This window comes from Herpetosiphon llansteffanensis (assembly GCF_003205875.1).
Classification (GTDB): Bacteria; Chloroflexota; Chloroflexia; order Chloroflexales; family Herpetosiphonaceae; genus Herpetosiphon; species Herpetosiphon llansteffanensis.
In genome coordinates this window covers 1-15,950 of record NZ_PUBZ01000103.1, presented here as the reverse complement: position 1 = coordinate 15,950, position 15,950 = coordinate 1, and the positions used below count along the sequence as shown (strand labels likewise).

General features: G+C 48.4%; 18 protein-coding genes. 17 read left to right on the top strand and 1 reads right to left on the bottom strand.

Annotated elements, in window-relative coordinates; all coding sequences use genetic code 11:
• Positions 1-103 precede the first annotated feature (103 nt).
• From C5S61_RS14955 to C5S61_RS14945, 3 genes are all read left to right on the top strand, one after another.
• Positions 104-862 (top strand): alpha/beta hydrolase, encoded by a 759-nt coding sequence (locus C5S61_RS14955; protein WP_164689510.1) that lies wholly within the window; start codon positions 104-106, stop codon positions 860-862.
• 102 nt (positions 863-964) lie between these two features.
• Positions 965-1,750, top strand: a complete 786-nt coding sequence (locus C5S61_RS14950; RefSeq protein WP_110515963.1) for an enoyl-ACP reductase FabI — start codon at positions 965-967, stop codon at positions 1,748-1,750.
• A 45-nt stretch (positions 1,751-1,795) separates the two neighbouring features.
• The gene (locus tag C5S61_RS14945) at positions 1,796-2,983 is read left to right on the top strand and encodes a hypothetical protein (RefSeq protein ID WP_124033436.1); all 1,188 of its coding nucleotides are present in this window, start codon (positions 1,796-1,798) and stop codon (positions 2,981-2,983) included.
• A gap of 53 nt (positions 2,984-3,036) precedes the next feature.
• On the opposite strand, the gene C5S61_RS14940 is transcribed toward C5S61_RS14945, so the two are convergent.
• Positions 3,037-3,249, bottom strand: a complete 213-nt coding sequence (locus C5S61_RS14940; RefSeq protein ID WP_110515959.1) for a hypothetical protein — start codon at positions 3,247-3,249, stop codon at positions 3,037-3,039.
• A gap of 143 nt (positions 3,250-3,392) precedes the next feature.
• Here C5S61_RS14940 and C5S61_RS14935 point away from each other — a divergent pair, with 143 nt between their 5' ends.
• From C5S61_RS14935 to C5S61_RS14870, 14 genes are all read left to right on the top strand, one after another.
• Positions 3,393-3,878, top strand: coding sequence for a hypothetical protein (locus C5S61_RS14935; RefSeq protein WP_110515957.1), 486 nt, complete (start codon positions 3,393-3,395; stop codon positions 3,876-3,878).
• A gap of 356 nt (positions 3,879-4,234) precedes the next feature.
• The gene (locus tag C5S61_RS14930; RefSeq protein ID WP_164689509.1) at positions 4,235-5,269 is read left to right on the top strand and encodes a WXG100 family type VII secretion target; all 1,035 of its coding nucleotides are present in this window, start codon (positions 4,235-4,237) and stop codon (positions 5,267-5,269) included.
• A gap of 23 nt (positions 5,270-5,292) precedes the next feature.
• A complete protein-coding gene (locus C5S61_RS14925; RefSeq protein ID WP_110515953.1) occupies positions 5,293-5,805 on the top strand; it encodes a DUF4919 domain-containing protein in 513 nt (170 codons plus the stop codon).
• A 4-nt stretch (positions 5,806-5,809) separates the two neighbouring features.
• The gene (locus tag C5S61_RS14920) at positions 5,810-6,907 is read left to right on the top strand and encodes a WD40 repeat domain-containing protein (RefSeq protein WP_110515951.1); all 1,098 of its coding nucleotides are present in this window, start codon (positions 5,810-5,812) and stop codon (positions 6,905-6,907) included.
• A 317-nt stretch (positions 6,908-7,224) separates the two neighbouring features.
• Complete coding sequence (locus C5S61_RS14915) at positions 7,225-8,490, top strand: WXG100 family type VII secretion target (protein ID WP_110515949.1); 1,266 nt, start codon at positions 7,225-7,227, stop codon at positions 8,488-8,490.
• Positions 8,490-8,969 carry a hypothetical protein gene (locus tag C5S61_RS14910; RefSeq protein WP_110515947.1) on the top strand — a complete coding sequence of 160 codons (480 nt, stop codon included), beginning with the start codon at positions 8,490-8,492 and terminating at the stop codon, positions 8,967-8,969. The genes C5S61_RS14915 and C5S61_RS14910 overlap by 1 nt, the downstream gene beginning before the upstream one ends.
• Positions 8,970-9,039: 70 nt before the next feature.
• Positions 9,040-9,258 carry a hypothetical protein gene (locus C5S61_RS14905; RefSeq protein WP_110515945.1) on the top strand — a complete coding sequence of 73 codons (219 nt, stop codon included), beginning with the start codon at positions 9,040-9,042 and terminating at the stop codon, positions 9,256-9,258.
• Positions 9,259-9,587: 329 nt separating this feature from the next.
• Complete coding sequence (locus C5S61_RS14900; protein WP_110515943.1) at positions 9,588-10,970, top strand: WXG100 family type VII secretion target; 1,383 nt, start codon at positions 9,588-9,590, stop codon at positions 10,968-10,970.
• A gap of 83 nt (positions 10,971-11,053) precedes the next feature.
• Positions 11,054-11,863 (top strand): hypothetical protein, encoded by an 810-nt coding sequence (locus C5S61_RS14895; protein WP_110515941.1) that lies wholly within the window; start codon positions 11,054-11,056, stop codon positions 11,861-11,863.
• A 55-nt stretch (positions 11,864-11,918) separates the two neighbouring features.
• Entirely contained in the window at positions 11,919-12,260 is a 342-nt protein-coding gene (locus tag C5S61_RS14890) for a hypothetical protein (RefSeq protein ID WP_110515939.1), read from the top strand.
• Between the two features lie 302 nt (positions 12,261-12,562).
• Positions 12,563-13,828, top strand: a complete 1,266-nt coding sequence (locus C5S61_RS14885; protein ID WP_110515937.1) for a WXG100 family type VII secretion target — start codon at positions 12,563-12,565, stop codon at positions 13,826-13,828.
• A gap of 80 nt (positions 13,829-13,908) precedes the next feature.
• Positions 13,909-14,718, top strand: coding sequence for a hypothetical protein (locus tag C5S61_RS14880; RefSeq protein WP_110515935.1), 810 nt, complete (start codon positions 13,909-13,911; stop codon positions 14,716-14,718).
• A gap of 55 nt (positions 14,719-14,773) precedes the next feature.
• Positions 14,774-15,115, top strand: a complete 342-nt coding sequence (locus C5S61_RS14875; RefSeq protein ID WP_124033435.1) for a hypothetical protein — start codon at positions 14,774-14,776, stop codon at positions 15,113-15,115.
• Between the two features lie 295 nt (positions 15,116-15,410).
• On the top strand, positions 15,411-15,950 hold a 540-nt coding region (locus tag C5S61_RS14870), incomplete at its 3' end, for a WXG100 family type VII secretion target (RefSeq protein WP_164689507.1).

Here is a 15,950-nt window from a genome sequence, read left to right as displayed (position 1 = left end):
AACTAAATCGCGGCTAATGACGCGCTGCGCAGTTGACGAGCCGCTAAAGCCTGCGGTATGCTTGGCTCAGTTCCAGCATCTCGGATGGAGACGAGCAACCACCATGCATCAATTAGAGGTCATTGCTTGCACCAGTACGATGCTCGATCTGGTTGTGCCGATCGCAGTGCTTGTGCCGCCCGACCATTCGCCAAACGGGCCAGCGTGTCCGGTTGTTACCTTGCTCCACGGGTTGTCAGATAGTTATATGTGCTGGTTGGATTATACGGATATCCGGCAATATATTGCTGCGACGCGCTTAATTGTGGTAATGCCGCATTGTGGACGCTCGTTTTATGCCAATGGCCTTGGTGGCCAGCAGATTGAGGAGTTCCTCGCTGTCGAGTTGCCTCAATTTATTGATGCTCAGTATACGACAATCAAGCAACGTGAGGGGCGGGCAATCGGTGGCGTTTCGATGGGTGGCTATGGTGCGTTGCGCTTAGGCTTGGGCTATTCGCAGCATTGGAGCACCGTGTTTAGCCATAGTGGCGCGGTTGATGCGCCGCGCTGGATCGATGATCCCTCGAATATGGTGATTTTCGGGCCGGTCGATAGCCCAATTCGCCAGCAATATAGCCTTTTTCGGATGCTTAACCAATTGGTTGCGCCCATTCCTGCAATGCATTTTGATTGTGGGCTTGACGATTTTTTAGTCGAGGAGAATCGCTCATTTCATCATGCGCTCCGCCAACAGCATATTCCGCATATTTATCGCGAACGGCCTGGCGGCCATACATGGCGCTATTGCGATGAAAATTTAGCCGCGAGTCTTAATTGGGTTTGCCAACAACTCAATCAGCCAACTCGCTCCGAACCATAAGAAGCCCTGCTGGGTGATTGACAAGTTTTGTCATATTGTTGCCGTTGAGATTTGTTACAGTGGTGGTGTGCCGCTGAACAATGTGCTAGTTCAGGAGACACAATGGATTTGCTCAAAGGGAAAAAAGCCTTAATTGTTGGTATTGCCAATGATCATTCAATTGCCTGGGGCATTGCTCAAGCCCTCAAACAAGCTGGGGCTGAATTGGCTTTTTCGTATGCTGGCGAAAGTTTGGAGCGCCGCGTGCGCCCATTGGCCGAGCAACTTGGCGTGAGTTTTGTGCAGCAATGCGATGTGAGCGACGATGCCCAAATTGCTACCCTGTTTGAGAAGCTTGGGGCTGAGTTTGGCTCGTTTGATATTTTGGTGCATAGCGTAGCCTATGCCAAGCGCGAAGATCTTTCTGGGCGCTTTATCGATAGTAGCCGCGATGGCTGGCGCTTGGCGATGGATATTAGCGCTTTTTCGTTGGTTGCGCTCACCAAAGCTGCCTTGCCATTGCTGAACCCCAACGCCAATATTTTGACCCTGAGCTATTACGGAGCTGAAAAGGTTGTGGCCAACTACAACGTGATGGGCGTTGCGAAGGCTGCGCTTGAAGCAAGTGTACGCTATCTAGCCGCCGACCTTGGCCCCGATGGCTTGCGAGTGAATGCAATTAGTGCTGGCCCAATTCGCACGCTTTCTGCTTCGGGCATTGGCAATTTTCGCCGTTTGCACAAGGCTTTTACCAATGCCAACCCGATGCGCCGCGCAATTACGATTGAAGATGTGGGTAATACGGCCTTGTGGTTGTGCTCAGATCTCGCCAGCGGCGTGACTGGTGAAGTGGTCTATGTTGATGGTGGCTTTAATGTGCTTGGGATGAGCGAAGAATCCCAAGCCTAGGAACGGCGATGTCCTCAATCATCGCTGTTGTAAAGGAGTACAACAATGCGATGGTTGAGTATCATACTGCTGTGCCTAAGTATGTTTGTTGCTTGTGCTGATGGCGCACGTATGCCACCGAGCCAGCCAAACTCGCCAACCATAGCGGCGGCTCCTGCCGCCGCCAATCCTGCTGATGCTTCGCTGGCTGCTAACAGTAGTTTTGACACTGCGGCCCCGCTTGTTGGTCAAATCAATGCCAGTGCCAGTGAATCAAATCGCTACTATTGGCTTGATGTACCAATTGGTGGCGTAGTTACCAGTACGATTACCGTTGAGCCTCAATCGCCCAAGCATCTGACTGTTACCTTATATGATCATGATCACAACTACTTAAAAGCAATCAAGGTGTATCCTGGCCGCAGCGAAATATTTGTTTATACATTTGGCATGCCCGAAGGTGGGCAGGTTGTTTGGGAGTTTCAGGGCAATGCGCTGTTTAGCTTAAGTGCCAGTGCCGCCGATCAATATGATGGGACAGTAACTGGTGATGCAGGAGCCGAGCTTGCTGAAGCAACCACGCTGACATTTGCGCCTAATGTGCGCCAAATAGGGATGCATGAGCTTACTAATTATGCTATTTCGATTGCTGGCACGCTTGGCGATATTGATACTACCGATTATTTTAGGCTTGATATGCCGCCAACAGCAGGTATCCTAACGCTCAAGGCCCAAAGCAGCCACGATTTGCAGATTCAACTTTTTGATGCAGCCCAAAAACCCTTGGCTATGAATGCCAGTGCAACCAATCCCATCCTTACCTATAGCTGGATTTTGCATGAGACCCAAGCTGGGCCTTTGTTTCTGCGGGTCGATGGCACTGAAGGCTATGTCGTTTTCGCTGATTTTGAAGCGCAAAATGATGCTGAGAGCGCTGGTGATGCTGGCGACGAGCTTGATCTGGCGACCAGCCTTGATAAAAGAACAATGACTGGGCTGCTTAGTGGCGATGATCGCAATGATTATCTGCGCGTTCCAGCGAGTCTTGGGCATACGATCAGCGTAGGGATGCTGAATGATAGCTTTATTGATGTTAAATTGTATGATCAGGATCGCAATCCTGTCGGCCAAGTCTATGCGATTGCCCCAGGCGCACATGGCGTATTGCACGCTCCTGAAGGCAGCGGCGATTACTTTATTCATGTGAGCAACGGTAGCATTCCAGCTAATTATCGAATTGATATTCACCCCTAAGCGAGAGCAACGCCCCGCCGCACTCTGCAACAGCGGTGGGGCGTTTTTACTGCTTAATCGGCGGCTGTCCAGCTGACATGAATATCGCTGAATAAACGACCATAACGGGCTAAACGCTCAAGCGGCTCGTTGAAGGCTTGGGCATCGTTTTTGCGGCCCGCCTCACGCACGATGCCGCGTAATTCCTCGATATTGCTATAGAGCTCGCCAAGTTGCGCTTGAATTGCTTCTAAACGTTCAACCCATTCTTGATCGGTATCGCTCATCGTGAAAACTCCTTATAACCAAAATACACTGCCATTTTAGCACATCTGTCTTTATTGAGATACTGTTTGACAAATGCTTGCCCGCGTGGCTATTGTAGCGTAGCGGATGATTAATTGCAGAGTTGATAGAAAGGATGCGCTGCGTGCGTTTGATTGCTAGTTTGATCTTGGGCTGCATGGTATGGGGCTGTGCCAGCCAAACCGCCACGCCAACGCCTATCGCAGCAGCTGCTGTGCGGACGGATATTGAAGGCTTGGCAGCGTTTGTTAGCTTGCCAGTTCAACCAACCAGCGTGCAGTGGACAACGACAACCCTCAACCCTCAGACGGATCGTTCAGTGCCAGGCCCCACCGATATACAAGTTGAAGCCGTTTTGAGCTTTGCTGCGACTGATCTCGAACAATTGCGCAGTCAAGCCCAGCCATTGAGTTGGCAGCCTCAATGGAAAGAATCTACATTTAAACCATGGTATCCCCAATCAGTCCGCGATGCATTTGAGTTCGATGGCGATGCGTTCCAGTTGACCGTCCCAATATACGATGCAATTCCGGTCTTTGGCTCAACCCGCCCCGGGAGCTTTTTTATTACACCTGCTGGCGATATATTTCTCTCAATCAGTACCAATTAATGGTTGCCCAAACAGCCTGAGGCTCCAATTCAGCCTATTTTGTTTGACATAATTGATTGTTTGAAGGGTTTGGGGTAGGCAATAAATTAAAAATCCCTCACAATTAGCTCGTCAATCCTCTTGACAAAACCTATCCTAGTTGGCTATGCTGCATACGACATCGCTCCTAAACAGCTATTAGTACCCCTGTTGTTGGGCGGCGGGCTAGCTAACCTCATGCCGCCATATTCCTATTTTATTGATTCCGGTGACTAATATTGGTTTAGGAGGAGTGTTCAATCCTCTTTTTTGGTTTGCAGTGCAAACCCGCTATTTTAACGCCATCCACTATGGTATGGCGACCACAAGGAGCCAAAATGGCAGCAGATCTCGTGCAAAGTGATTACGAACGGCTCGGACAGGTGGCAACGCAGTTTCAAAAACTGCACGATCAACAAACCCAAATGGAAGCCATGGTGCGCCAAACCTACCAACAATTGCGCAGCACCTGGCAAGGCGATGCGGCAGTTGCCTTCTTTGCTGAAATGGACGATGCGATTTTTCCAACCCTCAAACGTTTGCAAACTGCCTTGACCAGTGCCAGCACCCTCACCACCCAAATTTCACAAACCTTTCGCCAAGCAGAAGAAGAAGCCTCAAAATTGATGAAATTCGATGGCAATGGCGGTGCTGCTGGTGGTGGCGCAGCGGCTGGCGTTGGTGGTGAAAATGGGGCCAGTTTCTCGGCTGGTGGCCCAAGCTTCGATGCTGGTGCTGGCGGAAGCGGTGGGCTTGATCCCGCAGTCAATGCCAAATGGGCAACCCTTACTCCCGACCAACAAGCAGCAGTGCTGCAAAGCATCTCCAACAAAATTTGTGATGAATATGGCATCGAACATGTGCCAGTCACCGTTTCCGACTTGGCTGATCCACCAGGCTTGGATCTCTTTGGCTATCGCAATGATCAAGGGGTATTTATCGACCTTGACAACATGGGCGATGCAGATCGCGTGTTGAACACTGTGGCCCATGAAGTGCGCCATGAAGTGCAACGCCAAATGGGTATTTTGGCCAACCCCAGCACCTTTGATAAATTCTTGCGCTCGATTGGCGTGCAAGATAGCCCCAAATGGCCAGTTAACGATGTGACTGAAGCTATGGCCAACGAATGGCACGAAAACTTCGCCAACTACATTAGCCCAGAAAGCGATTTTGCCAAGTACGAAAGCCAGCCAGTTGAGAGCGATGCACGCCAGTATGGTGAAAGCTACCGCGATAATTTGACCTTATCCGAGTTCGAGAGCCATATTCCTAAGCCAACGCCGCAACCTGTGCCAGTGCCAACTCCTGGCCCAACACCAGTGCCACCAACCGCAACTCCGACCCCAACGCCGGTTGGTAAAACGAAGTAACTGATTAATCACAAGGACACTGTATGACATTGAACGATGCAGCCTATCAATATTGGTCTCAGCCCAATCGCGAGCATTTTATGGCTTTGCGCGAGGCGGTGATGGCCAGCGGTAATTATTCACCGCAAATTTCGCCCAACGAAGTAGCGAATGCTGCTTTTAGCAAAGGCGATTACCCAACTGTCATCAAGCAGTTGCGGAGTTTGTTGCCCGGGGCGTTGCTAAGCCCTGGCTTGCATAATCTCTTGGCAATTGCCTACAACGAGCTTGGCGATAAGGATAATACCTTGCGCGAGGCCCATTTTGCTAAAACCGTGATGGATGGCATTTTAATGACTGGCGATGGCAGCCGCGAACAGCCCTACTATGTGCTCTCAGTCCAAGATGAGTACGATGTGTTGGGCTATTTGGGTAAAAACAGCCAACGCCAAACCCTTGTTCACGATCAAGACCAAAACCTCGATCTGCACATCTGCGATGATGAGAGCTGGGTTTGGTTTGAAGTCAGTTCGCTGATTGTATTAGAAGGAAACTAGGTTCATGCGCTACGTTAACCCCTTGCAGACAATTTCGCGCGTTGGGTGCAAGCAAATTTCTTTGCTACTGGTAACTATCGTTGGCGCACTCTTAACTGCTTGTAGCTCATCGGGAGGCAATCCAGTGCCAACAATCGGAATTAATGTTGGGCCAGGGGTTAACTTTCGCGGCGATATTGTCGCCCTTCAGTTTCAGGCGAATGCTAAGCTTTTGGCTGGCGTTGGCTACGATGGTGTGTATCGTTGGAATCTGGCAACGAACTCCAACGAACAAACCTTCGCTGACCAATCAATCTACCTTGGCTTCGCGCCTGGTGTTCCACTCGTCGCTTCAACCGATCGTAAAACGATTACGACGTGGGATGCGAGCACAGGCAAACAGGTGGCTACGTGGAATGCTAAACCGCGCCACTTGGATGCCCAAACCAACGTTTTTGAAGTCAGCGCTCTTGCAATCACGCCTGATCAGCAAACCCTGATTGCTGCCTACAACAAAGGCAGTATGTTGCAAGCCTGGAATTTGGCAACCGGCGAGGCTACGACGACCTTTGGTGCGCCCGCCAAAACTGGCTCGATTGTTGAAATTGCGCTCAGCCCCGATGGCCAATTGCTGGCGAGCAACGATTTTAGCGGCGTTGTGCAGGTTTGGGAGGTTGTCAGCGGCCAACAAGTGCAGGCCTTCAAAGAATCCAGCCTCAAATATCAGCCAGGCAAATTGGCGTGGAGCCACGATGGACGATGGTTAGCAGCCAGTAGCGGCGATAAAAATGGCGGCAGTGTGCTGGTTTGGGATACCAATTCGTGGGCAATTGTTGCTACCCATACGAGTGACGAGCACCAGTTTGCCGGCTTGGCGTTTCATCCAAGTGCCAATACTTTGGCGATTGGCACGAGCAGCGGCTTAATCGAATTGTATGATCCTGCCAGCGACGAAGTGACACACACCTTCAACGGCCACGTCGAGCGCGTAACCACGCTCGCTTGGAACGCTGATGGCAGCCAATTGGCCTCTGGTGGTAAAGAGCAATTCGTGATTATCTGGGATACGAGAAGCCTGACTGAAAAGCAGCGGTTGTTATTTCCACTGAACGTGCTGCGATAATTTCAAGCATCAATTCCAAGGCAACCCAAGGGCCTTCCTTGCGGTTGCCTTGCTCTTTTAACCTAGCAACTCCAATAATTAGCTCTTGACAAAACATAAGATCATTGACTATGCTGCATGCGACATTACTCCTAGTTGCTGATTAGTACTTAGCTATTCAAGTATAATCATTGCCTGTCATTTTGCTTTCATCGCTCTTCATGCTTGCTACGACCAATCTGTATTCATAGGAGTAGGTTGGCTTACTCGTTTGATTATGCTGGTAAGCCCGCTATTTTACGCTCATGGTGTTCCTGTGAGCAGCACAAGGAGCCAGTATGGCAGCAGATGTCGTGCAATGTGAGTACGAACGACTTGGCCAAGTGGCGACGCAGTTTCAAAAACTGCACGATCAGCAAACCCAAATGGAAGCGATGGTGCGCCAAACCTACCAACACTTGCGCAACACATGGCAAGGCGATGCGGCAGTTGCCTTTTTCGCGGAAATGGACGATGCGATTTTCCCAACCCTCAAGCGGTTGCAAACGGCCTTGACCAGCGCCAGTACCCTCACCAGCCAAATTTCGCAAACCTTCCGTCAAGCAGAAGAAGAGGCTTCAAAGCTCGTTAGCTTTGATCGCGGTGGTACGCAAGAGGAAAATGCTGGCGGTGCTGGTGGGGGCAGCGGTGCGAATCCAACCCCCGAAATCGGTGGCATGGGAGCCGTCTTTGGCCAAGTCCAAAATGTTTTCGATGCTGCGTTTGGCACCAATAACAGTGGCAGCGACAATGTTAAAGATCAAATGCGTGATGCCATGGGCGGAATGGGCTACGATGCGAATGCAATCAAGGATATTATTGCCAATGCCACGCCTGAGCAGCTTAAAGAAATTTGGTCGGATTCGGCTTTGATGGCTGAATTGCACAAAGAATTGGGCACCGATAACTATCTCAATCTCGTGGTTAGCCTTGGCATGAACCATAGCGGCACTGTTGCCCATACTAGCGCTCCTGATGCAGACACGGCAATTCGTGATCATCTTGGCTCGTATGTTAGCGATGCAGTCGCCGATAATCGCCAAATTACAGGCCGCGTTGGCGTAGTCGATGATACCAATTGGGATATTGCCGGGATTAATCATTATGGCAAAGATGTTTGGGAATCGGGCAAACGCGATGCGATCAATGGCTTTGTCGATAGCGAGGGTCGGGTTTGGATTCATCAAGATAAAGGCAACCCTGGCACGATGATTCACGAAGGGGTGCATAAATATTCCGATGAAGCCATGATTCATGTCAGCCAGCCATTAAACGAAGGCGTGACTGAATACTTTACCCGCAGCACAACCGATAATCTTGGCTTACCCAGCCGTGGGAACTACCAAGGTAATTACGAATTTGTCAGTTCTTTATCGAGCTTGGTTGGCGAAGATGTGGTTGCCGATGCCTATTTCAATGGCAATATGGATGGCTTGAAGGATGCCTATGTGAATGCAGGCTACACTGAAGCTCAATGGGATACGCTGATTGAGCATACTAAAAATAATGAATGGGCCGATGCGGAGCTATTGACCGCGCCGATTCCTGCTCCAGGAACACCCTAATGCGTTGGCTTCTGTGGCTTAGCTGTTTGTATCTACTGGGAAGTTGCAGCAGCGCTCAGCCAGATCTACGCAGCATGACCCAAAGCCCAACTAATGATAAGGATACGCTCATGACCCAAATTACCAATCCCCATTTGGAACGATCGGCGCGGGTACTGGCGACCAGCGACCTCAGCTTAACCCAAGAACCAGCCTTTGTGCCAGCGCAAACGCTTGGTGCACAAGAGGCACTTGGTTTTTATAACGAGGCTTGGCAAATACATGTGGCGTTGTATGCCTTTGAAAACCAAAATCAGCATCAGGCCGCGCAGCAAACCCTGAAGCAGCAACTGCCAAGCCAAGGAGTGTATAGCAGTTTTGGTAGCAATGGGTCAATCTTGTTCGTTGCCTATGCACCAAACGATGGCTCAACCGGCGATCCGATTCGGGCCAAACATCAAGTTGCCAAGCTAGCTACACTGTTTGCTGGCGAAGAATAAGCGTTATTCTCTATCTAGGCTCAGACCATTAAGCGTGGTCTGGGCTTCTTTTTGTGTGTAGCGAGGCGAAATGAAGCAACTCAAACGAGGGTTCAAACTGATTGGTTATAGCCTCCTGGGGTTGCTGATCGGCTTTTGTTATCTTTTGCCCAGCAGCGATTATCGTTCGGCGCAAGGTATTCCGGTTTATGATTCCGATACGGTGCTGGTGATGCAGTGGTTGGTTGCTGGGTTGTTGGTGTGGGCAATTCGCCAGCGCCAGCAACGAGCAACGTTTTGGCTTACTTGAATGCAGTGTGTTGTTAGCTGGTTTGATATTATTGAGTTGGCGCTGGCTTGTATTGAATGCCTATCAATACCCATTCCCTGAAGCGCTCAACTAGCAATGGTATCTATACCAAAAATAAGTGCTAAGAAAACCTAGCAACATGTTGACAATTAGTGTTAGGTTTATTATGATGATGGGCAATATATTCTAAATTGCAATTAATCTATAGCTACCAAATTCTACTTACCCAAATGCTTGGGATTTTTATTTTGCCTGACAAATAATATAAGTTTTTGATCTATTTTCTTTGATCACCGCCACATTTGTGGCAGTCTTACCAAGGAGGCTGTATGGCCGCAGACATCATCGCGAATAAGTATGAGGTCGTTGAACAAGCTGGCGCTCGATTTCAGAAACTGCATGATCAACAAGCGCAAATGGAAGCGATGGTGCGTCGTACCTACGAACAATTGCGTAGCGGTGCTTGGCAAGGTGCCGCTGCTACAGCATTTTTTGCTGAAATGACCGACAATGTTTTTCCGGCCCTGAAGCGCCTGCAACAAACGCTAATTGTTGGCAGCGAAATGGCTACGCAAATCAATCAAATCTTTCGCCAAGCAGAAGAAGCTGCTGCAAAATATATGACCTTTGACGGTGGATCGATTGGGGCTATGCTGGCTGATGCTGGACTTGCTGCAAAGCATGGATTGGCAAGTGTCAGCATTGGTGCTGCGCTATCAGATGATTCTTCAAAGCCAGATTTACGCAAAACGATCTTTAATGATGATTATATGGATCGTTTGGTTGGTACAAAAATGCAAGGGATGGATGACCCAGCACTGAATAAAGCCATGGAAACGCTGCTTAATGATAATATTTCGCAAGCCGAAAAAGATGCAGCTTTGGCCCAAATTGCCAAATCACGCGGCATTCCACTCGAAAAAATTCAAGCCGATTATGATAAATTTGTTGATCTAAGGAAGAAAGCTGAGGCAAATGGCGCAGCTAATGGCAAATCTGCCGTTGATGCTCTTGACCTAAAGCGCCACCCTAATTTTTTAGGTAGCACCTCAAGTTTACGCTATGGTAAGGTTATTAGTGATGCTTTAGGTGTTGATCCGGTTTTTGGCTCATTACTCAATCCAACTGGTGGCTTAGTAGGCTGGGGTAATTATGCAATTGATGCTGGCGAACGTCCTGTTGGCTATCATGGCATTATGCATGATGCTGGTGGCTATCTCTTTAACTATCAGAATATGGGTCCAGGCTATGATTACCTCAACTCAGAAGGGCGAAATCGTGGCGATCCATTAACTGGTCAAGAATCAGGGATTCGCTATTGGAATGAGAAATTTGCTAAGCTGAATGAAGGAATGAGTCCTCGTGATTTGGAGCATCAGAATCGTATAAATCGGCTTTCTGAATTGGCAGGCGAAGGAATGGGTGAATTTGTCGATCTCAAGAAAACTGTCAATGATGGGGTTAATGCGGTTAAAGACGCAGCTAGCGATGGCTGGAATGCTGCCAAAGACGCTGCAAATGATGGCTGGAATGCTGCCAAAGATGCAGCCAGCGATGTCAAAGACGCTGCAAATGATGGCTGGAATGCTGCCAAAGATGCAGCCAACGATGGTTGGAATGCAACCAAAGATGGATTTAATAATGTCAAAGATGCAGCGAGCGAACAATGGAATGTGGCTTCAAGGAAGGCTAAGAATTTGTTCAGCTTTTAGTTAATAAACTGGCGAATGATCTTGTAATAATCTGCTGGTCCTTTCCAGCAGATTATGCTTCTTAATCGACTTTGGAGGCTGTGATGCAAACGATTCGTGAATTGACCTATCCAGTTCGGTTATCAGCAACTGAACTTTTTGCCTTGCTATCGCTAGTTTCAGCCCCAGGCTTATTGGGTGCTGAAGTCGAATCGCCACGCTCGCTTGACCAAGCTCAAGCAACAGTATTATGGGAAAAGGGTTCCAACGAACTCCGTCAGCATGGATGGCTCGTTGATGATCAATCTACTAATACCAGTGCAATTAATCAAGAATTACTTTTGTTGATTCTTACGGCAGTCAATGCTGAAGTAGTTCTGCTAAGCACATGGCAACAATCCACTGCTGAACAATATGGCGTGGCCTATTATGATCATGGTGACACGGTTGTTGAAATGAGTATTATTGCTGGCTTGCATGAATTTACAGCCCTACCTAGCCGTGTTCAAGCACTCCAACGTTTCGTTCGCCGGTTTGAACCAGCATTTCCTCAACGAATCAATGAGCCGATCAATTTTCAATTAACGCAAGAACAAGCAGCGGCTACCAAACAAAACCCAGATCAACGTCTTTTAACAGCGTTTGGGCTGAGTGCTGTGGCTGCGCTGCGTTTTGCTGAAGCACTTCAAACTGCTCAGCTGTATGGCACAATCGAGCTTTTACGCTCTACTGGTACGGAAATTATCGGTAGTCGGGTTGTTGGAATTGTGATTGCAGCCCATACGGCATGGCTTGGCTTTGTCAACGCCGATGGAATAATTGATTATTCCTATGTTGGTGAGGCTGAAGTGATCAATCTGCTTGATCACGCCATGACAACCTTAGCCGAGATCAAGGTTGTCTATGCTGAATAAATGGGTACGAATCTGTTCGCTGAATGTGATGGTACTACTAGGAGTACTATTGCTTATGGCATGTGGTTCAGAGAGTAGCAGCACAAAACCGGTGCAAATTCGGGTGCATAACGCGACCGATCGCGGCATCCGCGAAGTGTGGCTTGGGTCAAGTGGCTATACCGATTCCGAGCCAGCGCGCAATCTGGCTGCTGGTGCAACCAGCGCGTACATCGGCTTTGAAACAGCCTTGCCAAATTATCGCCAACTTCAAATCGTGATGGAAGATGGCGAGCGCTATCTTGGCATTGCTGATCCAAACCCCATTTTTGGGCAAGATGATTTGCCGCCGGGCAACTATCAATTTGAGATTAGCCTCGTCAACGATGAACCGATTGTGACGATTATTCAGCAGTAGCCGATTGTTGGTTGCTGCTAGGCTTGATGTTACTCAGTACTATTCCTCGAAGCGCTCAATTAGCAACCATATCTATACCAAATATACGATTAGGTTTTCCTTATAGTATATTGACAATTAGCGTTAGGTTCATTATTATGGCGTGGCATTAATAAAAAATTAATGCCACGCTTTTTTATCGATCCAGCATTTTTATCCATCCTAAATTAATCATGCCCATTGAATGAGAACAACGTTTGGGGAAGGTTTGTGGTATTTTTTGTTACTGTTGCATTTGTGACAGTGCTTACTAGGGAGGCTGCATGGCCGCAGACATTATTGCCAATCGGTATGAGGCAGTCGAACAAGCTGGTGCTCGATTTCAGAAACTGCACGATCAACAAGTGCAAATGGAATCAATGGTACGCCAGATGTATGAGCAATTACGTGGTGGTGCTTGGCAGGGCGAGGCTGCGACAGCATTCTTTGCTGAAATGACCGATAATGTTTTTCCTGCCTTGAAGCGTTTGCAAAACACGCTGATTGTTGGCAGTGAAACGGCCAAGCAAATCAACCAAATCTTCCGCCAAGCAGAAGATGAAGCTGCAAAGCAAATCATATTTGATGGTAGCGCAGCATCGGGCGGTGCAGCATCAGGTGGTGCAGCATCAGGTGGCGCAACATCAGGTGGTGCAGCATCAGGTGGCGCAGCATCAGGTGGTGCAGCAAGCGCTAATCCAGCGAATCAACTGCCTGGGCAAGTTTCGACCAAACAAATCTTCAGTGACGATTATATGAATCGGATGGTTGGCTCGAAACTGAAAGGTGCAGACGATCCTGCATTAAATACCGCCATGGAAACAATCACTAGTGGCAAAGCATCGGAAGCAGAAATTCAAGCTGCTTTGGCCCAGATTGCCAAATCGCGCGGCTTATCAGTCGAACAAGTGACCGCCAATTACGAGAAATTTAAACAATTGCAGCAACAAGCAGCAGAAATTGCGCGTAAAAATGGCAAACCATTGCCTGAAAATGTCAACTTCCTGCATCCAAAATTCTTAGGTAGTACTTCAAGTTTGCGCTATGGTAAAGTTGTTGGCGATGCTTTAGGGATTGATCCCGTCTTTGCCTCGATGCTTAACCCAACTGGTGGGTTAGTGGGTAATGGTAATTATGCAGTTGACGCTGGCGAAAGCCCCGTTGGCTATCATGGCATTATGCACGATGCTGCCGGATATTTGAAAAATTACCATAATGAAGGCCCTGGCTACGATTATCTTAAGCGCGAAAACCGTGACCCCCGTGATCCATTAACTGGTCAAGAATCGGGGATTCGCTATTGGAACCAAAAACTCGCCTATGGACTTATTGATGGCAATGGATTAAACCTGAATAAACCAGTTCAAACAATTATTCAAAACGGCGTTATTGAATCTTTGGGAAATGGCATGGGTGCAGTTGTCGATATGAAAAGCACCTATGAGACAGTTAAAAATGTTGCCGGTGATACCTATGAGACAGTTAAAAATGCTGCCGGTGATACCTATAATAGCGCGAAAAACAAAGTCAGAGATTTATTCTCTTTTTGAGTAGATCAACCCTATAATGCTAACATTTGGGCTGTTGGGTAATGCCAATAGCTCAAATGTTATAAACTATGGAGCGTTTCATGCAAGCGATTCGTGAATTAACCTATCCAGTTCGGTTATCATCAGCTGAGCTTTTTGCCGTGCTGTCACTGATTTCCGCCCCAAACTTATTGGGTGCTGAAGTCGAATCGCCACGGGCGCTTGACCAAGCTCAAGCGACAGCATTATGGGAAAAGGGTTCCAACGAACTCCGTCAGCATGGATGGCTCGTTGATGATCAATCTACTAATACCAGTGCAATTAATCAAGAATTACTTTTGTTGATTCTTACGGCAGTCAATGCTGAAGTAGTTCTGCTAAGCACATGGCAACAATCCACTGCTGAACAATATGGCGTGGCCTATTATGATCATGGTGACACGGTTGTTGAAATGAGTATTATTGCTGGCTTGCATGAATTTACAGCCCTACCCAGCCGTGTTCAAGCCCTTCAGCGTTTCGTTCGCCGGTTTGAACCAGCATTTCCTCAACGAATCAATGAGCCGATCAATTTTCAATTAACGCAAGAACAAGCAGCGGCTACCAAACAAAACCCAGATCAACGTCTTTTAACAGCGTTTGGGCTGAGTGCTGTGGCTGCGCTGCGTTTTGCTGAAGCACTTCAAACTGCTCAGCTGTATGGCACAATCGAGCTTTTACGCTCTACTGGTACGGAAATTATCGGTAGTCGGGTTGTTGGAATTGTGATTGCAGCCCATACAGCATGGCTTGGCTTTGTCAACGCCGATGGAATAATTGATTATTCCTGTGTTGGTGAGGCTGAAGTGATCAATCTGCTTGATCACGCCATGACAACCTTAGCCGAGATCAAGGTTGTCTATGCTGAATAAATGGGTACGAATCTGTTCGCTGAATATGATGGTACTACTAGGAGTAATGTTGCTTATGGCATGTGGTTCAGGGAGCAGCAGCACAAAACCGGTGCAAATTCGGGTGCATAACGCGACCGATCGCGGCATCCGCGAAGTGTGGCTTGGGTCAAGTGGCTATACCGATTCCGAGCCAGCCCGCAATCTGGCTGCTGGCGCAACCAGCGCGTACATCGGTTTTGAGGTAGCCTTGCCAAATTATTATCAGCTCAATATTGTGATGGAAGATGGCGAGCGCTATCTTGGCATTGCTGATCCAAATCCCATTTTTGGGCAAGATGATTTGCCGCCGGGCAACTATCAATTTGAGATTAGCCTCGTCAACGATGAACCAGTTGTGACGATTATTCAGCAATAGCTGATTATCCAACGCTCCACTGCCCATTTCCTCGCAGCCTTGCGTTAAATTCGTATGCAAGGCTTAAAATTGCCTCGAAAGCTTCAGAAAAACGTGTTGACAAATAATGACCTGATTTAGTATCCTAATGAGGTATTAATCCCGTTGAGGGATTAGTACCCATCGTCTTTTTCTTGTCCAAAGTCTTGGAAATCCCATTTGGTATGGCCCGTCTTGTGAGAGAACAAGAATTGTGGAGGTTTTGTGGTATTTTTTGTTGCCGTCGCAGTTGTGACGGCGCTCGCTAGGAGGCTGCATGGCCGCAGATATTGTACAGAATAAGTTTGAAGATGTGGAGCAAGTGTCTACTCGGTTCCAAAAATTGCACGATCAACAAGTGCAAATGGAATCGATGATTCGCCGCATGCACGACCAGCTTGTAAATTCTTGGGAAGGTGCTGCTGCTGAAGCATTTTTTGCTGAAATGGCAGATGATGTGTTTCCAACCCTCAAGCGCTTGCAAAATGTCTTGAGTGTTGGGAGCCAAGTTTCCAAACAAATCAACCAAATCTTCCGCCAACATGAAGAAGAAGCCTCGAAGATTGTCACCTTTGAAGGTAACGGTTCAGCCTCAGGTGGCGGCGGTAATGGCACTGCGAGCGCTGGTGGCGGCGGTGGTAGCGCCGATGGCGGCAGCAGCAGTGGCGGTGGCAGTGGTGCTGGCGCTGGTGCTGGGGTTGCTGCTGGTGGCGGCGGTTCATCGTCAGGTGGCGGCGGTGGCGGCGGTTCATCGTCAGGTGGTGGCGGTGGTGGCGGTTCATCATCGGGTGGCGGTGGTGGTGGCTCATCGTCAGGT